The organism is Rhodococcus sp. UNC23MFCrub1.1 (assembly GCF_000686025.1).
In the GTDB taxonomy this organism is placed as follows: Bacteria; Actinomycetota; Actinomycetes; order Mycobacteriales; family Mycobacteriaceae; genus Rhodococcoides.
Map to the genome: position 1 here is coordinate 93,100 of NZ_JMLQ01000001.1, position 22,367 is coordinate 115,466.

Annotated in this window: 11 protein-coding genes; 8 read left to right on the forward strand and 3 right to left on the reverse strand. The window is 69.9% G+C overall.

Annotation, left to right across the window (positions count from 1 at the left end; translation table 11 throughout):
* The first annotated feature begins 95 nt into the window (after positions 1-95).
* From BR07_RS0100445 to BR07_RS0100455, 3 genes are read left to right on the forward strand one after another with little or no spacing between them, the layout of a single operon-like run.
* The gene (locus BR07_RS0100445) at positions 96-10,601 is read left to right on the forward strand and encodes a non-ribosomal peptide synthetase (protein WP_197027701.1); all 10,506 of its coding nucleotides are present in this window, start codon (positions 96-98) and stop codon (positions 10,599-10,601) included.
* Positions 10,598-11,602, forward strand: coding sequence for a daunorubicin resistance protein DrrA family ABC transporter ATP-binding protein (locus BR07_RS0100450; protein ID WP_027503760.1), 1,005 nt, complete (start codon positions 10,598-10,600; stop codon positions 11,600-11,602). Before BR07_RS0100445 ends, BR07_RS0100450 begins: the two co-directional genes overlap by 4 nt.
* Entirely contained in the window at positions 11,599-12,438 is an 840-nt protein-coding gene (locus tag BR07_RS0100455) for an ABC transporter permease (RefSeq protein ID WP_027503761.1), read from the forward strand. Before BR07_RS0100450 ends, BR07_RS0100455 begins: the two co-directional genes overlap by 4 nt.
* Here the strand turns inward: BR07_RS0100455 and BR07_RS0100460 are convergent.
* Positions 12,435-12,701 carry a DUF3017 domain-containing protein gene (locus BR07_RS0100460; RefSeq protein ID WP_027503762.1) on the reverse strand — a complete coding sequence of 89 codons (267 nt, stop codon included), beginning with the start codon at positions 12,699-12,701 and terminating at the stop codon, positions 12,435-12,437. The genes BR07_RS0100455 and BR07_RS0100460 overlap by 4 nt on opposite strands.
* Before the next feature lie 122 nt (positions 12,702-12,823).
* The gene (locus BR07_RS0100465) at positions 12,824-13,696 is read right to left on the reverse strand and encodes a bifunctional methylenetetrahydrofolate dehydrogenase/methenyltetrahydrofolate cyclohydrolase (protein ID WP_027503763.1); all 873 of its coding nucleotides are present in this window, start codon (positions 13,694-13,696) and stop codon (positions 12,824-12,826) included.
* Between the two features lie 54 nt (positions 13,697-13,750).
* Between BR07_RS0100465 and BR07_RS0100470 the strand changes: the two genes are divergently transcribed.
* Positions 13,751-14,215, forward strand: a complete 465-nt coding sequence (locus BR07_RS0100470; protein WP_027503764.1) for a tRNA (cytidine(34)-2'-O)-methyltransferase — start codon at positions 13,751-13,753, stop codon at positions 14,213-14,215.
* A 21-nt stretch (positions 14,216-14,236) separates the two neighbouring features.
* Here BR07_RS0100470 and BR07_RS0100475 read toward each other — a convergent pair whose 3' ends face one another.
* Entirely contained in the window at positions 14,237-17,548 is a 3,312-nt protein-coding gene (locus BR07_RS0100475; protein ID WP_027503765.1) for an error-prone DNA polymerase, read from the reverse strand.
* Between the two features lie 198 nt (positions 17,549-17,746).
* Here BR07_RS0100475 and BR07_RS0100480 point away from each other — a divergent pair, with 198 nt between their 5' ends.
* The 4 genes from BR07_RS0100480 to BR07_RS0100495 all read left to right on the forward strand — a co-directional run bounded on the left by BR07_RS0100480 (position 17,747) and on the right by BR07_RS0100495 (position 22,353).
* The gene (locus tag BR07_RS0100480) at positions 17,747-18,271 is read left to right on the forward strand and encodes a hypothetical protein (protein ID WP_331280436.1); all 525 of its coding nucleotides are present in this window, start codon (positions 17,747-17,749) and stop codon (positions 18,269-18,271) included.
* Between the two features lie 57 nt (positions 18,272-18,328).
* Positions 18,329-19,270 carry a 1-phosphofructokinase family hexose kinase gene (locus BR07_RS0100485; RefSeq protein WP_027503767.1) on the forward strand — a complete coding sequence of 314 codons (942 nt, stop codon included), beginning with the start codon at positions 18,329-18,331 and terminating at the stop codon, positions 19,268-19,270.
* Between the two features lie 29 nt (positions 19,271-19,299).
* The gene (surE, locus tag BR07_RS22665; RefSeq protein WP_037183812.1) at positions 19,300-20,106 is read left to right on the forward strand and encodes a 5'/3'-nucleotidase SurE; all 807 of its coding nucleotides are present in this window, start codon (positions 19,300-19,302) and stop codon (positions 20,104-20,106) included.
* A gap of 132 nt (positions 20,107-20,238) precedes the next feature.
* On the forward strand, positions 20,239-22,353 hold the full coding sequence (locus BR07_RS0100495) for an MMPL family transporter (RefSeq protein WP_027503768.1): 2,115 nt from the start codon (positions 20,239-20,241) through the stop codon (positions 22,351-22,353).
* Positions 22,354-22,367 lie beyond the last annotated feature (14 nt).

A 22,367-nucleotide genomic window follows, 5' to 3' on the forward strand; every position in this document is an offset into this window, starting at 1 on the left:
TTAGTGTTCGACATCGTGTGGTCTGCACCGCAGCGCTCGACGCTGCGGTGACCGAAGGGCCCACCGTGGGGATGCGAGCGAGCCGGGGGAACAGCATGTCGGACGATCACCCGGGCTCGGGCGCGGGAGCGGACGACTACACGGAGGTCTTCGATCTCACCCGCGCCCAGCGGGACATGTGGTTGCTGCAGGAACTCGACCCCGAGGTCACCTTCGCCGTCGCGCACTACATGGACATCCGCGGCCCGCTCGACGTCGATCTTCTCGAGCAGGCCATGCGCCTCGCCACTCTCGACACCGGCTCGATGCTCACCCGACTCGTCACGAGTGACGCGCAGGACGCGCGCGTCGACTCCGACTCGCTCCGCCAGCGGCTCGACCTCTCGCTCCTCGACATCGACCTCGATCGCATCGACGTCAGCGACGACGAATTCCCCGAGGAGGCGGCGGCCGAGATCATGACGGAGTTCACCCGTCCCCTCGACATGTATCGGGACGCGCTGGGCTACACCGCCGTCATCACCCTGGCCGAGGACCACCACTACTGGTACGCCCGCGGCCATCACGTGGCCATCGACGGCTACGGAGCCTCGGTCGCCGCCGCTCGAACCGCCGAGATCTACACCGCGCTGGTACGCGGCGAGGATCCACCGCCGTCGCGAGCACGGCATCCCCGAGCCTTCGCCGAGGCCGAGGCGCGCTACCGGGCGTCGTCGCGGTACGAGCGCGATCGAGCCCACTGGGCCGGTCTGCGCGACGTCCTCGGCGAGCCGGTCTCGATGTCCGGGCGGGTCGCGCCGCCGTCCGCGTTCAACCACCGCTGCGACACGCTGCTCGGTACCTCGGCGGACCGGACGGTTCACGACGCGGCAGAGCGTCACGGATCCACCGTCGCGGTCGTCGTCGCCGCCGCGTTCGCCGCGTTCCTCGCGCGTGTCACCGACACACCCGACGTCGTCCTGACGATGCCGATGGCCGCCCGCGTGACGTCGTGGATGCGCGAATCGGCGTCCATGGCCGCCAACGCGGTACCCGTGCCCGCGCACTGCGGCGGCGGCGTCGACATCGGCTCGGTGGTCCGCGAGGTCGGGAACCGCGTCAGCGAATCACTTCGTCACCAACTGCTTCCCGCCTCGGAGATCGCCCACCTGCTCGGTGCCCCCGGCGTCACCCTCGGTCCCACCATCAACCTCATGATGTTCGGCGAACGTGTGGTGCTGGGCGACATCCCGGCCGATCTCGAACTACTGACCTCCGGACCGACCGCGGACATGGCCGTGACGGTGCACGAGAGCACCACCACGGGTCGCCTGCGGGTGGACCTCGAGGGCAACCCCGCCCTGTACACGGCCGACGAACTGGTCGTCCACAGCGAACGGTTCGCCCGCTTCCTCGTCGACTTCGCCGAGGCCGACGTCGACACACCGCTGCGCGCGCTGTCCCTCGTGACCGACGAGGACCGCGCCGCCGTCCTGCCGGCACTCGATCCGCTGGTGCCGCCGTTCGCCACGTTCGCCGACATCCTCACGCACGGGCTGGTGCTGGGCGAGAAGGTGCCCGCCGTCGTCGACGGCGACATCGCACTCTCCTATCCCGAGCTCGACCGCCGCTCGGACGCCCTGGCCCGCGAGTTGCTGGATCTGGGTGTCGGTCCCGACGTCATGGTCGTGTCCGCGCTCCCCCGCTCCCACGCGTCCGTCACCTCGGCCTGGTCCATCGCGAAAGCGGGCGGCGCATACGTGCCGGTCGACCCCGCCCTGCCTGCCGACCGGATCACCACCATCATCGGCGACAGCGGCGCACTGGTCGGTATCACGACGAGCGCACTGGTGAATTCGCTTCCCGCGCAGGTCGAATGGGTCCTCGTCGACGAGGACAGAGCACCGCTCACCGGCGAGGGCCTCGTGGGAGCACGGCGCCCCGGACCGGACGACCTCGCCTACGTGATCTACACCTCCGGCAGCACGGGGACGCCGAAGGGCGTCGCGGTGACGCACCGGGGCTTCGCCGCGATGACGTACGCGGCCGTCTCGGCGCATCGTCTGCCGCGCGGCGCGCGGGTGATGCACTTCGTGTCACCGGGATTCGACGCCTCCGTCCTCGAGATGGTGCTGGCCTTCGGGTCCGGCGGAACGCTGGTCGTCGTGCCGACCGACGTGCACGGGGGCGAGGAGCTGGCCGAGGTGCTCGACGCCCAGCGCATCGACGCCGGTTTCATCACGCCCTCGGCCCTCGCCACCGTTCCCGTGGCGCCGGGCGCGGGTCCGCGTGCCATCGGAGTCGGCGGGGACGTCGTCCCGGTCGCGCTGGTGGACGAGTGGGCGCCCGGACGCCGGATGGTCAACGTGTACGGGCCGACCGAGAGCACGGTGGCGGTGACGTTCGGTCCCCTGGTCGCCGAACACGAGGTGGAGCTGGGGTCGCCCTTCCCGGGCATCCGTGCCTTCGTCCTCGACAGCTCGCTCGCACTGACACCGCCCGGCTGTGTGGGTGAGCTCTACCTCGGCGGTACCGGCATCGCTCGCGGGTACCTCGGCCGTACCGCCCTCACGTCCGAACGTTTCGTCGCCGATCCGTTCGGACACTCCGACAGGCTCTACCGCACAGGCGATCTGGTGAAGTGGACCACCCGCGGCACCCTGGTCTACCTCGGGCGCCGGGACAGCCAGGTGAAGGTGCGCGGATTCCGGATCGAGCTCGGCGAGATCGAGGAGGCGCTGCGCGCGCTGCCCGACGTCGCGGACGCCGCCGTGGTGGTCCGCGGTGACGGCACCCTCCGCACCGTCGAGGGCTACGTGCGCATGACGCACGCGGGCGCCGTCGCCGACACGCTGCTCGACGATCTCGCTCTTCTGCTCCCCCACTACATGGTGCCGAACCGGCTCACGATCCTCGACGAGATGCCGTTGACGCCGAACGGCAAGATCGACAGGCGACGCCTCCCCGAACCGCGTGCCCGTGAGAGCCGTCCCGCGCGCGCTCCGGAATCGGAGAACGAACTCCTGGTGGCGAGCGTCCTCGCCGACGTCCTCGGCCTCGACGACGTGGCCGCCACCGACGACTTCTTCGAACTGGGCGGCAACTCCCTGCTCGCGACGAGGGTCGCCGCCCGGATCTCCGCGGTGGGGGGCCATGCCCTCGGGGTTCGCGAGGTGTTCCGGCATCCCGTGGTCGAAGCGCTCGCACTGCACCTGGACGACGGCACCCCGTCCACCGGCGATCAGGACGGGCCCGTGCCCGTCGACCGTTCCGTGCCGATCCCCGCCTCGCCGTCCCAGCGCAGCATGTGGTGGATCGAGCAGTACCGGCCGTCGGCGACCTATCACGTGCCGCTCGCTCTCCGCGTCACCGGTACGTTCTCGGTCGAGGCGGCGCGGGCCGCGCTTCTCGACGTCCTCGATCGTCACGAGAGCCTGCGCACACTCTTCGACCGCGACGACGCCGTCGACGGACCCGTGCAGCGTGTACTCGACATCGACACGGCCACAGCTCTGTTCGATGTCGACGTGCTCGACGCGCCGGACACGGACGCCGTCCTCCCGGCGCTGACGGACGTCGCGTCCCGCCCCTTCGATCTCGCCGTCGACCTGCCCCTGCGCGCCCGGATCGTCCGCGTCGCCGGCACGTCCGGACCGGCGGCCGATCACGTCCTGGCTCTCGTCCTCCACCACGTGTGTGTCGACGGGTGGTCGCTCGGCGTGCTGGCCACGGACCTCGTCGTCGCGTACTCCGCGCGGCTCGAGGGTCGCACCCCGGCGTGGTCCCCGTTGCCCGTGCAGTACGCCGACGCCTCGGAATGGAAGCGGCTGGCACTCGGGTCCGCGGACGATCCGGAGTCGGCTCTCGCGACGTCCGCGGCCTGGTGGGCCGACGCGCTCGCGGATCTCCCCGACGTCCCCACTCCCGGTGCCGATCGCCCGCGTCGCGCGGAACCGTCCGGACAGGGCGCGACGGTGTCCGTCGTCCTCGACGGCGATCGTGGAGTGCACGTCGATGCCCTCGCCCGCCGAGTCGGCCTGTCCCACTTCATGATCGTGCACGCCGCACTGGTCCTGGTGCTGAGTCGGTCCGGAGCAGGCGACGACGTCACCATCGGCACTGCCGTCGCCGGACGCGATCACCCGGACCTCGACGGGGTCGTCGGCATGTTCGTCAATTCCGTGGTGCTGCGCACCGTGGTCGACGGCGCGGCGACCGTCGCCGACCATCTCGACGCCGTGCGGGCGGCCGACCTGGACGCGTTGGCCCGAGCGGACATGCCCTTCGACACCCTCGTCGATCTCCTCGACCCACCGCGCACTCCGGGCCGCCACCCGCTGTTCGACGTCATGCTCACCACCCGCAGCACGCCGGACACGTCGGGCGCGGTGGGCGATGCACGGGTGACCGCCCACGGGATCGACGTCGCGCGGGCGAAGTACGACCTGGAACTGGTGCTCGACGAGTCACCCGGGCATGCCGGCCCGCGGTCGAGCATCGATCTCACCTATGCCACCGACCTGTTCGACGAGCGCACCGCGCGGGCAGTCCTCGATCGACTGCTGGCCGTGCTCGACGCGATCGCCGCCGACCCCGATGCGCTCGTCGCCGACATCGACGTCCTGCTGCCTCCCGAGCGCGCGGCGACGGTACCGATGCGGGAACGAGCGCGAGCTCGGTCGACGGACTCGACCTCCGCGCTCGACGCTCTCGTGGCGCATCAGGCCGAGGCCACTCCGGACGCGGTGGCCGTGGTCGAAGGCGACCGGCGGACCACCTACGCAGAGCTCGAGGCACTCGTCGCCCGCGGCGCCGCACGCCTCGTCGACAACGGCGTCTCCGCCGACACGCGTGTGATCGGCCTGCTGCGACGCTCGACCGAGTCGGTGGCCGCGATCCTCGCCGTCTCACGCGCCGGCGGTGCCATCGTGCCCGTCGATCCCGACTACCCGGCGGACAGGCGCTCGTTCATGGTGCGGGACAGCAAGACGCTGCACGCCGTCTGCTCCGATCCCTCGGACGTCCCGAGCGACGGCTTCCTGTGGTCCACGACCGACTCACTGTTCGCCGAGGAGAACGTCCCGACGTGTCCCGACGACGGTGGCTGGGTGGTTCCGCTCGGCTGCACGGCGTACGTCACCTACACGTCGGGAACGACCGGACGCCCCAAGGGCGTCCAGGTCACACGTCAGGGATACGCGAACATCACCAGCGAACTGGTGCACGCCTACGGGGCGGACACCGACGCCCGCGTGCTCGCCTTCGCCTCTCCCAGTTTCGACGCCTCGATGCTGGAACTGGGCCTCGCCTTCGGATCCGGAGGCGCGCTGGTGGTGGTGCCCCCCGGAGTCGTGGGCGGTACGGAACTGGCGACGCTGCTGCGCCGCCACGACGTGACGCACTGCTTTCTCACCCCCTCCGTCCTGTCGACGCTCTCCGCCGACGACCTCGTCCCCGGCGACCCGGTGCTACTGTCCGCACTCGGCGTCGGCGGCGAGAACTTCGGCTCGGAACTGCTCGATGCGGTCGCGCCCGGACGCACCGTCATCAACATCTACGGGCCCACCGAGACCGCGATCTGCACCCACGCCAGGACGCTGCACGAGGGTGACGACGTCGCACTCGGGCGCCCCGTCGCCGGGATGCGGGCAACCGTGCTCGACGCCTCGCTGCAACCGGTGCTGCCCGGAGTCGAGGGCGAACTGCACCTCGCCGGAGTACAACTCGCACGGGGTTACCTCGACCGGCCGGGCCTCACGGCGACACGCTTCGTCGCCGACCCGTTCGGCCCGCCGGGAAGCCGGACCTACCGCACCGGCGACCTGGCCCGGTGGACCTTCGCGGCCGATCCCGACAGCACCGAACCGGTCGTCCGCATCACCGGTCGCAGCGACTTCCAGGTCAAGATCCGTGGTCTGCGGATCGAGCTCGGCGAGATCGACGCCGTGCTCGCGTCGGCACCGGGTGTCGGTGGAGCCGTCACGCTGACGACGCCCGGACCGACCGGCGAGACCATGCTCGTCTCCTTCGTCCATCCCGTCGTCGACGAGCCGGCCGCCCTGCGATCGAACGATCTGCTCCGCCTCGCCCGCACTCGGCTGCCGCGTCACATGGTGCCCACCGCGATCGTCGTCGTGGACGCGTTTCCGCTGACACCGGTGGGCAAGCTCGACCGTGCGGCGTTGCCGATGCCGTCCGTCCTCGTCGACGAGGACGACCGCGCTCCCGGAACCGCCGCGGAGGCAGCCCTCGCGGGTGTACTCGCGCAGGTCCTGGGTGTCGAGCGGGTCGGTGTCACAGCGGACTTCTTCGCGCTCGGGGGAACGTCGCTGACCGCGACGCGCTACGCCGCGCGCATCACCGAGGTCACCGGTGTGCCCGTCGCCGTGCGCACCATCTTCGATCGACCGACGGTCGCCGAGCTCGCCGAACTGCCCGAGTTCGCCGACGTGACAACAGATCCGGGCACCCTCCCATCGGCCGCCGCGGTGACACCCGCGGAGCGACCCGATCCCGTCCCGCTGACGCCGGCGCAGCTGTCGATGTGGTTCTCGTCGAAGGTGGCGAGCACCGCCACGGCGTACACGATCGTGGCCGGACTGCTCGTGGAGGGTCCGCTCGACGTCGACGCCGTCGGTGCGGCCGTGAACGACGTGGTCGCGCGGCACGAATCGCTGCGCACCGTGTATCCCACGGTCGCGGGCGAGCCGGTGCAGGTGGTCCTCGACGCCGCTCCCGTCTCCGTCGAGCTGGCCACACCTTCCGACTCCGACCTCGATCCGTCGGCGCCCGAGGTGCAGGCGGCACTCGACGAGGTCGCCCGGCGACGGTTCGATCTCGCGACCGAGGCTCCCGTCCGTGCCGTCGTGGTGCGCCTGTCGGAGCACAGCCACGTCGTCGGCGTCGCGGTCCATCACATCGCCGCCGACGGCGAATCGGTGGCGCCGCTCACCACCGACCTGCTGCTGGCCTACGAGGCTCGCCGCACGGGAGTCGCACCGGTGTGGCCGACGGAGCCGGTGCAGTACATCGATCACGCGCTGGCACTCACACTCTCGGTGGGCAGCGCCGACCACACCCGCGCCGTCGACTTCTGGCGCTCCGCCCTGGACGGTGCTCCCCCCGTGCACTCGGTACCGCTGGACAGCCCGCGCCCCGACCGGCCCACCGGCCGCGCCGACGTCGTCGACGCAGTCCTGAGTCCGCAGGTCCGCGAACGCGTGCTCGCCTGTGCGGCCGATCACCGCGGTACCGAGTTCATGGTGGTGCACGCAGCACTGGCCGCGGTGCTGGCCGCGCACACCCCCGGGGTCGACCCGCTGCTCGGAACGGCGGACGTCGTCGTCGGCACCCCCTACGCGGACCGCGCCGGAGCCGAGTCGATGGTCGGCATGGCGGTGAACACCCTCGCGCTGCGGGTGCCGGTGTCGTTGGCATCCACCTTCGACGAGGTCGTCGAGCTGGTGCGGGACCGGGATCTCGCGGCGCTCGACCATGCCGCGGTTCCGTTCGAGACGCTGGTGTCGACACTGCAGCCCGAGCGTCATCCGGCACGCCACCCGATCGTCCAGATCATGCTCTTGGTCCACGCCGCTCCGCCGCTGCACCTCGACCTCGGCGGGCGCACCGTCTCCGCGCTCCGCCTGCCCGTGGAGCGATCCGCCTTCGATCTCGTCGTGACCGTCCGCGCCCGGACGGACGGTGGTGCCGACGTGTCGGTCACCTATGCCCGAGACCTGTTCCTGCCCAGCACCGCTCGTCACCTGGCCGACGCCGTGGTGGACACCTTGGACCGCGCCACGTCCGATCCCGCACTGTCGATCGCGAGCCTCACGGGCCCGTCCCGCCTCCCGTCCGAGACGGAGCTCCTGGACGTGCTGGTCGAGCGTGTCGCGCGCAACTCCCCGGAGCGCGTGGCCTTAGTCGCTCCCGAGGGCACCCGCACCTACGGTGAACTCCTCACCGCTGCAGACGCTCTCGCCGACCGACTCCGCGCAGCCGGCGCCGGGCCCGGACGTACCGTGGCGCTCGCGATGAGCCGGTCCGCGTCCTCGGTGACGGCGTTCTGGGCCGTCGCGAGGACCGGTGCGACGATCCTCCCTCTCGATCCGACGTATCCCGAGGAACGTCTGAGCTACATCCTCGACGACGCGAAACCCGTCCTGGCATTGCGAGCGGCCTCGGATCCCGTGGTCGCGCCGGACGCCGTCAGGTGGTGGACCCTCGACACCGACGGAACGCCCGATCACCCTTCCACGCCCGACGCGGCCCTGCCGGCCGCGGTCCGGCGCAGCCTCGACGACGTCGCCTACCTCGTCTACACCTCGGGAACGACCGGGCGCCCGAAACCCGTCGGCGTCACCCATCGCGGCATCGAGAGCCTCGCCGTCGCCCTCGGAACCGCGTTCGACACCGACCGGACGTCTCGCGTCCTGCACGCGGCGTCACCGGGGTTCGACGCGGCGATCCTCGAGATGTTGCTGACGGTGATCCGCGGATCGACGTCCGTGGTCGCGCCGCCCGCCGCCTACGCCGGCAGGGCGCTCGAGGCCCTGATCGAGCGTGAGCGCGTGGACGTGCTGTTCCTGACGCCTGCCGCGCTGGCGACCCTGGATCCTCACACCGTGTCCGGCGTGCGGTCGGTGGGCACCGGCGGCGAGGCGCTTCCCGCGGCTCTGCTCGAGGCGTGGGCCCCGGGTCGCCGCATGGTCAACGCCTACGGCCCCAGCGAGACCACGGTGGCGGCGACGACGGGCGTCCAGCGCGCCGGCCGCGCACCCCACATCGGACTCGCCGTGCCCGGGACCGCCCTGCGCGTGCTCGACACGACACTTGCCGAGGTCGCCGACGGCGACGTGGGTGAGCTGTACGTCTCCGGACCCGGAGTGGCACAGGGCTATCCGGGACGCCCGGGGCTCACGGCGGCACGCTTCGTGGCCGACCCGTCCGGCCGCCCGGGCGGCCGGACGTACCGCACCGGCGACCTGGTGCGGGTCGCATCCGACGGCATGGTCGAGATGACGGGCCGATCGGACACCCAGAGGAAGATCCGCGGTGTCCGCATCGAACCCGCCGAGGTGGAGGCCGTGCTGGCCGCACATCCGGCCGTGACGTCGGTGGCCGTCGTCGTCGAGGAGAACTCCGTCGGCGCGGCGCTCGCGGCACACGTCACGGTGCACGGCACCGTCGACTCCGCCGCCCTGCGGAGCTTCGCAGCCGAGAAGCTCCCCCGTGCCCTCGTCCCCGCGACGGTCACCGTGCATTCGTCGTTGCCGCGCACCCCGCACGGCAAGGTCGACCGACGCGCACTGCTCATCCCCCTGGGCCGGCTCGAACCGCTGGCTCCGGATCATCTGAGCGCCGCACCTACCCGGACGACCACCGCCACGGCGATCGCGCCCGCCCGGTCGTTGCTCGACACCGTCCGGAGCGTCTTCGCCGACGTGCTCGGGGTGGACGCCGTCGGCCCGGACGACGACTTCTTCGCTCTCGGCGGGAACTCCCTCGCCGCGGTGCGGGTCATGGACGTCCTACGTGAGCGCCTCCGTGCCGACATCGCTACCGACGTCGACCCCGATTCCATCGACGTCACCTGGTTCTTCGACGCAGCCACCCCGGCTGCGTTGTCCGCTCGCTTACAGGAGCTGATCATGCTCGACGACAATCACGGCACCCGAGGCGACGGCGGCAGCCACGCGAACGGTTCCTCCACGAACGGCTCGGGCACGAACGGGTCCGCAGCCAACGGAACCGCCACGAGGACCGGATCACACGCGGCACCCCCGCCCGTCGCCGAGCCGTCCGCTCGCACCCCGAAGCCGCCGGTCCGCCGCACCAGCACCGACGCGGTGCTGCCGTTGCGTGCCGGCGACGACGGTGTGACTCCCCTCATCTGCGTGCATCCGGCGATCGGTCTCTCCTGGAGCTACACCGGACTGCTGCCACACCTCGATCCGTCGATCCCGGTGCTGGGTCTGCAGGCCCGCGGCATCGGCATCCCCGCACCCGAGCCCGCGTCGGTCGCGGAGATCGCGCGCGACTACGTCAACACCGTGCGCGCCCAGTTCCCCACCGGCCCCTACCGACTCCTCGGGTGGTCACTCGGCGGTCTCATCGCCCACGCGATGGCCGTGGAGATCGAGAAGCTCGGCGACGAGGTCGAACTGTTCGTCATGGACGCGTATCCCCTCGCCGGAAGCGACCGCCCGCGCACCGAGATGTCCGTGGCGTCGCTGATGCGTGAGTTCCTTCCTCTCGAGGTGACCGTCGACGACGACATCGATCTCGACGAGGCCATCGCCATGATCCGCGGCGCGGGGGGACCGACCGCCCATCTCGACGAGGGGCAGATGCGACGGCTGTACGAGCGCTACCAGCTGTTCGTCGACCTCGGCCACGACCACACCCCGGCCCGGTTCTCGGGCGATCTCCAGTTCTTCTCCGCGACCGTCGATTCCGATCCCACCCTCACGCCGTGGGCATGGCGGCGCTACATCGCCGGGTCGATCACCGACTACCCCGTCGACGTCCCGCACAACGCGATGGGCACGCCGGACGCGCTGGCCGCCGTCGCACGTCGCCTCGGCGGTGTGCGTCCAGCGCTGCTCGCCGGTGCCCGGTGACCGCCGGACTCTCCGGAGGAGCGACTCTCGCCGTCGACGTCCGATCGTTGGTCAAGGACTACACGGGACGACGTAACACGCACCGGGCCCTCGACGGCGTCGACCTCACGGCCGCTGCGGGACAGGTCACCGCGGTGCTCGGCCCCAACGGCGCCGGCAAGACCACCACCGTGCGGATCGTCGCGACGCTGATCCGGCCCACGTCGGGTTCCGTCCACGTCGCGGGCATGGACGCCGTGAAGGACCCGCGCACCGTGCGTGGGCTCATCGGGCTGTCCGGCCAGTACGCCGCCGTCGACGGTCGGCTCACCGGCTACGAGAACCTCCGTATGCTCGGGCGGCTCTACGGGCTCAGCAGCAGAGACGCACGCGCGCGGGCGCGCGAGCTCCTCACCCGGTTCCGCCTCGACGACACGGGAACCCGCTCGGTCTCCACATTCTCCGGCGGTATGCGCCGTCGTCTCGATCTGGCGGGCGCGCTGGTGGCGCGGCCACCCCTCATCGTGCTCGACGAACCCACCACCGGTCTCGACCCCCGCAGTCGGAACGACATGTGGGACATCGTCACCGACCTCAAGGCGGACGGAACGGCAGTGCTGCTCACCACCCAGTATCTCGAGGAGGCCGACCGACTGGCCGACGCGATCGTCGTCGTCGACGGCGGTGTCGTCGTGGCCAGGGGCACCCCGTCCGATCTGAAGTCGCGCGTCCGTCCGCCGTCCGTCGAGGTGCGCCTCGCCGACCCTCGTGACCTGCGCCTGGCAGCGGATCTGCTCCCGCGGATGAACTTCCGCGTGCACCGCGCCTCTGCGTCCGCCGGGTGGTTCACGGTGGATGCGCCGTGGGGCAGCGAATCCATGGTCGACGTGCTGAGTCGCCTGCACGGCACCGGTATCCGTGTCGGCGACGCGCGGGTGAACGTGCCCGATCTCAACGACGTCTTCTTCCAGTCGACCGGTAGCGCGTCCCCCGCCGCCGCCCTCGCGACGGCCACCGCATGACCGCCCGACTGGTCGGTCCCCGCGGAGTCCGGGAGCAGAACGCCTCGAGCTTCCTCGTCGACTGCGTGACCATGACCCAGCGCAACCTGCTGACCATCCTGCGGGTCCCACAGTTGTTGCTCGGAGCGACGATTCAGCCCCTCATGTTCGTCCTGCTCTTCAGCTACGTCTTCGGCGGAGCACTGGGCGGTGCCACCTACCGCGAGTTCCTCATGGGCGGCATCTTCACGCAGACCGTCGTTTTCAGCGCCGCGTTCACCGCCATCGGGCTCGCGACCGACAGCAAGGAGGGCATCGTCGACCGGTTCCACTCGCTGCCGATGTCGCGTCTGTCCATCGTGCTGGGGCGCACTCTCTCCGACATGCTCGTGTCGGTGGTGAGCATCGCCGTGATGATCGGCGCGGGCTACGCCGTCGGGTGGCGTATCCGCGGGAGCGCTCTCGACGCGCTGGGCGCCGTACTGCTGCTGATGTTCTTCGGCTTCGCCATGTCGTGGATCGGCGCCGTGGTCGGATCCGTCGCCAGCACTGCCGAGAGTGCCCAGAGCGCGCTCATGATCATTCTGTTCCCGATCACGTTCATCTCGTCCGCGTTCGTGCCGTCCTCGACGCTGCCGGGTCCGCTCCGCGCTGTCGCACAGTGGAATCCGATCACCTCGGTGGCCCGGTCGACGCGCGAGTCGTTCGGCAATCCCACCGCGCCGTCCGTCGCGATCCGCGAGCCGATCAACTGGGCGTCGACACACCCGATGCTGTACTCCGTGATCGTCTCGCTGCTGATCCTCGCGATCTTCGTCCCGTTGACGTTACGGGTGACCCGCTCACGCGAGGGCTAGTCCGTCCCGAGCGGATCGATCGAGACGGCGAGCCACACCACCGCGCTGCCCACAGCAGCCAGGGAGAAAGTGTCGAAGGCGCGCGACCGCACGGCCAGGATCCCGACACGCTCACTTCCGAGGCACAACCGGCACGCGGCGGCGATCAGGGTCGCGACACCGAACACGAACGCGCCGCGGCGCCACCGGTCGGCGAGCACCAGGACCACGGCGACGACGATCACCAGCACGACGGCGACCACCGGGATGCTGCGCCGGAGCATGTCCCGCGCCGGCCTCCGCCGCGTCGGCTTTCTCACGAACGGCCGGCCTCCGGCCTTCCCGCCCGTCACCGACCGGCCTCCGGCCTTCCCGCCCGTCACCGACCGGCCTCCGGCCTTCCCGCTCATGACGAGACCGACTCCGATGCGGCCAGCATGCGCTCCGCGCGCTCGACGACGTTGCTCAGCAGGAAGGCGCGCGTGAGGGGTCCGACGCCGCCGGGATTCGGGGACAGGAAGCCGGCGACCTCGTCGACACCGTCGGCCACGTCGCCCTTCAGCCCGTCGTCGGTGCGTGAGACGCCGACGTCGATGACCGCGGCACCGGGCTTGACCATGTCCGGGGTGATCAGTCCGACGACGCCGGCACCGGCGACGACGATGTCCGCGCGCCGCACCTCGGTGGCCAGGTCACGGGTACCGGTGTGGCACAGCGTCACGGTGGCGTTCTCGGAGCGGCGCGTGAGGATGAGCCCGAGAGGCCGGCCGACGGTCACGCCGCGTCCGACGACGACCACATGGGCACCGGCGATGGGGACGTCGTAGCGACGCAGCAGGTGCACGATGCCGCGGGGAGTGCACGGGAGGGTGGAGTCCTCGCCCAGGACCAGTCGGCCGAGGTTGACGGGATGCAGGCCGTCGGCGTCCTTCTCGGGGTTCACGCGTTCGAGAGCGCGGTTCTCGTCCAGGTGCTTCGGCAGCGGGAGCTGCACGATGTAGCCGGTGCAGGCCGGGTCGGCGTTCAGCCCGTCGATGACGGCGTCGAGCTCGTCGCTGGACACGTCCGCCGGGAGGTCGCGCCGGATGGAGGCGATGCCCACCTTGGCGCAGTCGTTGTGCTTGCCGCGCACGTAGGCAGCGGAGCCCGGATCGTCACCGACCAGCACCGTCCCCAAGCCGGGGGTGATCCCACGCTCGCGCAGTGCGGTGACCCGCGCGGTGAGGTCGACGAAGATCTCGTCGCGGGTGAGTTTGCCGTCCAGTCGCGTTGCGGTCACACCGCACAGTTTCCCACGCTCGGGCAGGCGGGTGGGACGTGGCAGTCTGATCAGGTGTTCCGTCTGATGTTCCACGAACCGCGTATCCCGCAGAACACGGGAAACGCCATCCGCCTCGTCGCCGGTACGGGGTGTGAGCTGCACCTGATCGAACCGCTCGGCTTCGACCTGTCCGAGCCCAAGCTGCGGCGCGCCGGTCTCGACTACCACGACCTGGCGTCGGTCACGGTGCACCCGAACCTCGAGGCGGCGTGGGACACCCTCGCGCCCGAGCGGGTCTTCGCCTTCACCGCCCATGCCACCACGTCCTACGCGTCGGTGTCCTACCGGCCCGGCGACGTGCTGCTGTTCGGGCCCGAGCCCACCGGCCTCGCACCGGAGGTACTGGCCGACGAGCACGTGACCGACCGCCTACGCATCCCGATGTTGGCGGGGCGCCGGTCGATGAACATCACCAACGCCGCGTCGGTCGTGGTCTACGAGGCGTGGCGTCAATACGACTTCGAGGGCAGCGTCTGACGGTCGGGACAGACCGCAGGATCAGCGGAAGTCTCGCGAACGCAGGAGGACGCGGAGGTCGAGGGTCTCGAGTTTGTCGGCCACCAGCGTCACCACCCCCTCGGCGTTCTGCACGATGCCGCGGATGAACAGGGCCTGCGACAACTGCGCCGCGGAGCGGTACTTCTGCCACAGTCCCACCGAGCACACCACGTTGATCATCCCGGTCTCGTCCTCGAGGTTGATGAACGTGACGCCCGCCGCGGTGGCCGGACGTTGGCGGTGGGTGACCGCGCCGGCCACGAGCACCCGATCTCCGTCGACCACCGACAGCAGGCGGTCGGCGGGGACGACATCCATCTCGTCGAGCCGCTCGCGCAGGAACTGGGTGGGGTAGCTGTCGGGCGAGACACCGGTGGCCCAGATGTCCGCGGCGGCCAACTCCCACGCACTCATTCCCGGCAGCGACGGCGCCCGGGTGGACGCACCCAGTGCCGGGAGTCGATCGGGGCGTTCGGCTGCGGCGGCCCCGGCTGCCCACAGCGCCTCTCGACGTGTCACACCGAAACACGCCAGGGCGCCGGCGGTGGCCAGCGACTCTGCTTGCGTGACGGAGAGTTCGACACGTCCGGTGAGATCGAGCAGAGACGTGAACTGCCCGCCGGACTCCCGCGCTGCCACGATCTTCTCGGCCAACGCCGTCCCGATGGACCGCACGTCCGACAATCCCAGGCGCACCTCGAGGCCGTTGTTCTCCACGGTGGCGTGGGCGAGACTGGCACGGACGTCGGGCCCGTGCACCAGGACACCGTGCCGTCGAGCGTCGGCCACCAACGATTGCGGCGAGTAGAAACCCATGGGTTGCGCGCGGAGCAGCCCGGCACAGAACGCGGCCGGGTGGTGCAGTTTGAACCACGACGAGTAGAAGACCAGCGACGCGAAACTCTGCGAATGACTCTCGGGGAAGCCGAAATTGGCGAAGGCGTAGAGCTTGTCGAAGATGCGGTCGGCCTTCGCGCCGGTGATGCCGTGCAGGTCGCGCATCCCGTCGTAGAAGCGTTGCCGCATGCGGTCCATCTTCTCCGGACTGCGCTTGGACCCCATGGCCCGACGCAGTTGGTCCGCCTCGGTGGCCGAGAACCCGGCGACGTCGACGGCCATCTGCATCAGCTGCTCCTGGAACAGCGGTACGCCGAGAGTGCGTTCGAGTGCCCGCTCGAGCGACGGGTGATCGAAGGTGACGGGCTCGAGTCCGTTGCGGCGCCGGACGTACGGGTGCACCGAATGTCCCTGGATGGGTCCGGGTCTGATGAGGGCCACCTCGACGACGAGGTCGTAGAACTCCCGCGGCTTGAGGCGAGGAAGCGTCGCCATCTGGGCCCGCGACTCCACCTGGAACACCCCGACCGAATCCGCGCGCTGCAGCATCTCGTAGACCGCGGCCTCGCCGAGGTCGAGTTCGGCGAGATCGACGTGCAGTCCCTTGTGCTCCTTCACCAGGTCGATCATGTAGTGCAGCGCCGAGAGCATGCCGAGCCCGAGCATGTCGAACTTCACCAGACCCACTGCGGCACAGTCGTCCTTGTCCCACTGCAGCACGGTGCGGTTCTCCATGCGCGCCCACTCGACGGGGCACACGTCGGCGATCGGCCGATCGCAGATCACCATGCCGCCGGAGTGGATGCCGAGATGCCGTGGGAAGTTCTCGATCTGCGCGGCGAGTTCGAGCACCGGGAGCGGGATGGTGGTCTCGCGGGCCTCGGCGGACAGGTCTCGCCCCGGCACCCCCGACCAGCGGGTGATCTGCTTGCTCCACGCGTCCTGCTGACCCTGCGATGCCCCCAGCGCCTTCGCCATGTCGCGTACCGACGACTTCCCGCGGTAGGTGATGACGTTGGCCACCTGTGCCGCGTAGTCGCGGCCGTACTTGGCGTAGACGTGCTGGATGGCCTCTTCCCGACGGTCGGACTCGATGTCCACGTCGATGTCCGGCGGGCCGTCGCGCTCGACGGAGAGGAACCGCTCGAACAGCAGACCGTTGCGCACCGGGTCGACGTTGGTGATGCCGATCGCGTAGCAGACAGCGGAGTTGGCCGCGGATCCTCGCCCCTGACACAGGATGTCGGCCCTCTTGCAGAAGTCGACGATGTCGTGGACCACCAGGAAGTAGCCGGGGAAGTCGAGTTCGGTGATGACGGCGAGTTCGCGGTCGATCTGGGCGTAGGCCGCAGGTTCGTCCTCGCGTCGACCGTAGCGTCGCTCGGCACCGCGCATCGTCAGCTCGTGGAGCCACGTGATCTCGGTGTGGCCCTCCGGCACGTCGAACGGCGGCAGCTGCGGCGCGATGAGGTGCAGGTCGAACGCGCACTCCTCCCCCAGCGCCGCGGCGTGGGACACGGCGGTGGGATACGCCGAGAACAGCTGCGCCATTTCTGCGCCGGAGCGCAGGTGCGTCCCACCCAGCGGCGGAAGCCAGCCCGACGCGTCGTCGAGGCTGCGCCGCGCACGGACCGCTGCCATGGCCATCGCGAGTCGGCGCCGACTCGGCCGCGCGAAGTGCGCCGACGTCGTCGCGATGACCGGGAGCGACAACCGCTCGGCCAGTTCCGCGAGCACGTCGTTGCGGTCGTCGTCCTCCGCGATTCCCTGACGGGTCAGCTCCACCGTGACCCGGTCCCGACCGAACCTATCGACGAGTTCGCGTAGTGCCTGCTCTGCCGCCGCCGGCCCGCTCTCGGTCAGCGCACGTCGCACACTGCCCTTCCGGCACCCCGTCAGGATCTGCCAGTGCCCTCCAGCCGCCTCGGCCAGCGCATCGATGTCGTAGCGCGGACGCCCCTTTTCGCCCCCGGCGAGATGCGCGGTGGCGATCTCCCGGGAGAGCCGTCGGTAGCCTTCCTGCCCGCGAGCGAGTACCAGCAGATGAGTTCCGTCCGGATCGGCTGCGCCGGTGCGTGATTCGGTCGGCATACCCGGGTCACCGAGCGACAACTCGGACCCGAAGACGGTCTTCATCTCCAACTCGCGTGCCGCCTCCGCGAACCGCACGACGCCGTACATGCCGTCGTGATCGGTCAGCGCGATGGCGTCCAGACCCAGCCGTACGGCCTCCTCGACCATTTCCTCCGGCTGGGAGGCTCCGTCGAGAAAGCTGAAGGACGAGTGGGCGTGCAGTTCCGCGTAGGGAACGGTGTCACGCGGCCGCACCACCGCACCCTCGTAGGGATCACGCTTGCGCGACCACGCCGGACTGTCACCGCCGTCGCCCATCGCGAGCGGATCGATGACGCGGGGCTTTCCCGAGAGCAGACGCTCCATCTCGGTCCACGTGGGCGGCCCGTCGTTCCAGCCCATGACGCACCCCCACTCTTCGAACGTATGTTCCCATTGGACCACCACCTCCACTCCGACGGCAAGTCGACGGAAACCGTGGTCTCGCCCGTAACCACACCCCCACGGGGACACCCGGTACGAAAGGTGCCGAATGGTCCGCTTCCGTTGCACACTTCCTCTGGAAGCGACCATCGACGACGAAGAGGACATGCCGTGCGAATGCTCACCCGAACCCTTCTCGGCACTGCAGCAGCGATTCCCCTGGCCCTCGCCACTCCCGGTCTCGCTGCCGCGGCGGAACCCACCGACGTCACCTACTCGTTCGCTGTCGACGGCACGTCCGTCACCAACACCATCACCTCTGCTGCCGACGGCACCCTTAGCTGTGCCACGTCGTTGGCACCCGCACCGGACGGCGTTCTGCCGCCGCTGGAAGACATTCTCGGACCCGGGCAGACCCTCTACGACGGCGGTGACATCGAGCCCGGCACGTCGACCCAGACGGTGTCCGACGTTCCTCCCGGCTCGTACGTCGTGCTGGCGACGTGCGCACTCCGGGACGGCGACGCGACCGAGGCGATGTGGGTGTCCGACTACCCCGGTTTCGCTGAGTACATGGCCACGGTGTTGCCCTGGACCGTGTACACGGTCCAGCAGGCGTCGACGGTCTTCACGGTGCCCGAGGCAGCACCGGAACAGGCATTCCCGTCGCTCGACGACCTCGCGGACGCCTTCGGCAGCTGACCTGTCGACCGTTCGACGGCGGGTTTGGGGAACGGACGAATCGGGCACATCACGGCGATGTCGACTGCCGAACACGCGCCCACCGCCACCGTCTTCGCGCCGTCCCCGCTGCTCACCATCACCCTGGACGCAGCACCGAACGGCGACACCGAACTCCACGTGCACGCCGGCGGCCAGGGCCACTGGATCGCCCGCATGGCCACCAACCTCGGCATGGACGTGACGCTGACCGGTGCGTTCGGCGGCGAGAGCGGCGGCGTGCTGCGCGATCTGATCCACCGCGAGGGCATCACCGTGCGTGCCGTGGACATCGGTGACGAATCCGGGTCCTACATCCACGACCGGCGCGACGGCGACCGCACCGAGGTGGCGACGATCGATCCCCCGCACCTGGCCCGGCACGCGCTCGACGATCTCTACGGGATCACCCTCGAGTCCGGAGCCTCGTCCGACATCGTGCTGCTGGGGGGCCCGCACACCGAGTCGGTGGTACCCGCAGACTTCTATCGACGGCTCACGACAGATCTGCGATCGCTGTCGAAGCCCGTCGTCGCAGATCTGTCCGGACCGACCGCGACGGCGGCTCTACAGGGCGGTCTCACCGTGCTCAAGATGAGCCACGAGGACCTCATCGAGGACGGGCGCGCGGAGTCGGAGGACCCGGACGCCCTCATCGAGGCGATGCGCTCCCTGCACGACGAGGGTGCCGACATCGTGGTTCTCTCCCGCGCAGCGGACCCGGCGCTCGCCCTCGTCGACGGCACGGTGCTCGAGGTGGTCACTCCCGACCTGGAGCAGACGGACCACCACGGTGCGGGCGACTCCATGAGCGCCGGCATCGCCACCGGACTCGCCCGCGGCATGTCCATCGAGGAGGCACTCGCCCTCGGCGGCGCCGCCGGCACCGCCAACGTGACCCGCCGCGGACTGGGTACAGGACAGCTGGGGCTCGTCGAGACCATCATGTCGACGGTCGAGGTACGCCCCTTCTCGTCCTGACCGGCTGCACCCACTCGCAGGAGGCACACGTGCGCGTGCTCATCACGAACGACGACGGAATCGACAGCCACGGGATCGCCGTGCTCGCTCGGGTCGCCCTCGAGGCCGGTCACGACGTCGTGGTGGCGGCGCCGCACGAGGAGCGCAGCGGTGCGAGTGCGTCGCTGTCTGCGCTGCAGAACCGCGACCAGCTCGTACTCTCCCGCGCGTCGATCGCCGATCTCGATGTCGACGCGTTCGCCGTGCAGGCCTCGCCCGCCATGATCGCGTTCGTCGCGACGCGCGGAGCCTTCGGTCCACGGCCGGACATCCTGCTGTCCGGCATCAATCACGGTCCGAACACCGGCTCCGCCGTCCTGCACTCCGGCACCGTGGGGGCGGCCCTCACCGCGTCCACCCACGGGGTTCCGGCGATGGCCCTGTCCCTCGCCGGCCTCGACACGGCGTCTCTCGCCGCGCCTGGCGACATCCACGACCGGATCGACCGTGAGGTCGCCTCGGGCGCGCCGAGCTGGGACACCGCCCACCTCGTGGCCCGGCGCGCACTCGACTGGTTCGTCGACCACGGTGCGGCGGACTGGGTCCTCAACGTCAACATCCCTCCGGTCGCACCATCGGAACTCCGCGGCATCCGCCAGGCCGACCTCGCGGCCTTCGGCGCCGTCCAGGCGGAGATCGGCGACACCGACGACGAGTTCGTCACCGTCCGCTTCGACGCCATCCACGCGCGGGACGACGACGACAGCGACGCCGGCCTCGTCGCCCGCGGATGGGCGACGACCACCGCACTGCGACCTCCGTCGAGGGTGGACGTCGACCTGGCCGGGTTGGAGTGATCGCGTCCGTCGTGTCCGAGTGAGGAGGAGGCGACCGTCACTCCCGCGCCCGCTCTCAGAGCTTCCCCATGACAGTTCACTACAGTCACAGACGACCGTCGATGCTCGACCTGACCGAGATGGGGATTTTCTGTGACTCGCTGGGCTTCGTTCGTGGTGTCGCGGGCACGGTGGGTCCTGACCGCCGCGATCGTCATCGTTCTGGCAGGTGCCACGTGGGGACTCGGGGTCTTCGGCAGCCTCAGCCAAGGCGGATACGAGGATCCCGGCAGCGAGGCCGTGCAGGTCGCCCGACAGATCCAGGGCCTGGGAACCGCCGCCCCGGACATCATCGTCATCTACTCCGCGCCCGACGGCCGCACACTCGACGACATCGGCGCGGACGTCACGCCGGTGCTCGACGCGTTCCGGGCGGAGGTGGGTCCGAACGACATCACCTCCTACTGGACGGCCGGACCGGTGCAGAAGCCGTTCCTGGAGAGCAAGGACGGCACGAAGGGACTCGCGACCGTCACCCTCGGCGACGCCAGCGGCATCACGGTCGCGTCGTTCTCGGAGTTGCTCCCCAAGCTCGAGGTCGCCGGCATCGACACGCAGTTCGCGGGCGCCTCCGTCGCCGGCGTCTCCTTCAACACCCAGCTCCAGGAAGACTTGGTCCGTGCCGAGATCATCGCCATCCCGATCACGCTGATTCTTCTGGTCGTCATCTTCGGCGGCGTCGTGGCCGCCGCAGTGCCCGTGATCGTGGGAGCGCTCTCGGTGGCCGGCGCGCTGACCGTCCTGCGCATCTTCACCACGTTCACCGAGATCAGTTCCTTCGCCGTCAACGTCGCCAGCCTGCTGGGTCTCGGACTCGCCATCGATTACGGCCTCTTCATCGTCAGCAGGTTCCGCGAGGAACTCAGGGGCGGAGCCACGTCCCACGAGGCCGCACGACGCACGATGCTCACCGCCGGGCGCACCATCGTCTTCTCCGGTCTGCTGCTCATCTGCGCCTTCGCGGGGATGCTCGTCTTCCCGCAGGCCATCATCCGATCCCTCGGCTTCGGCGCGATGGCGGCCGTCGGATGTGCGGCTCTGCTGTCGTTGACGGCTGTACCGGCCGTCCTCGCCATGCTGGGTCACCGCATCAATGCCATCACGTGGTCGAGGACCGCCTCGGATCGCGGAGATGCACGCGCACACAAGTTCTGGGGCGGCGTTGTCACGAAGGTGATGAAGCGCCCCATCACCGTCGCCACCCTCATCATCGTCGGCCTGCTGGTCGTCGCCGCACCGCTGGTCAAGGCTCAGTTGGGCGAGGTGTCCTACACCGCGCTCCCCGCCGACGATCCCGCGCGTATCGCGTTCGAGACCCTGTCCTCCGACTTCAGCAGCACCGGCGACAGCGCCACCATCGTGTTGGACGGAGAGTCGGCGCGGCCGGACGGCCCCGCCATCAACGCGGTCACGACGGCTGCTCGCGCGGTGAGCGGTATCGCGAACGTCCAGTTCGGCACGGCCAGCGGCGACTTCGTGGTCATCAACGCGACGTTCTCGTCGGACGTGTCCCAGGAAGCGCAACAGGATGTGGTGCAGCAACTCCGCGCGATTCCGGCACCCGACGGAACCGACCTGACGGTGGGCGGAGCGGCGGCCCTGGTCCTCGACGGCAACAACGCCATCGTGAACTGGCTGCCGGTGATGCTCACCATCATGGTGGTGTCGACGCTGATCCTGCTGTTCCTGGCGTTCGGCTCGGTGGTGCTGCCGATCAAGGCAGTCGCGATGGCGGGACTGAGCATGGCGGCGACGTTCGGAGCTCTGACGTTCATCTTCCAGGAGGGTCACGGGGCGGGCCTGCTCGGCGTCACACCGGCACCGCTGGAGGCGACCTTCGTGGTTCTCATCCTCGCTGTCGTGTTCGGGCTGTCCACCGACTACGAGGTGTTCCTTATGTCCCGCATGGTGGAGGCGCGCACCGCCGGCGCCACCACCGAGGAGGCGGTGCTGATCGGCGCCCAGCGGACCGGCCGCATCGTGACCGCGGCGGCGTTGATCCTGATCATCGTGACGGGGGCGTTCTCGATGTCAGGACTGTCCATCATGCGATTCCTGGGTGTCGGCATGATTCTGGCGTTGATCATCGACGCCACGATCATCCGTATGCTGCTGGTCCCGTCGCTGGTCAAGCTCATGGGCGAGGCCAACTGGTGGGCACCCGCGTGGATGAAGAAGGTGCACGAAAAAGTCGGCATCGGTCACTGATACCGCCGGTACTT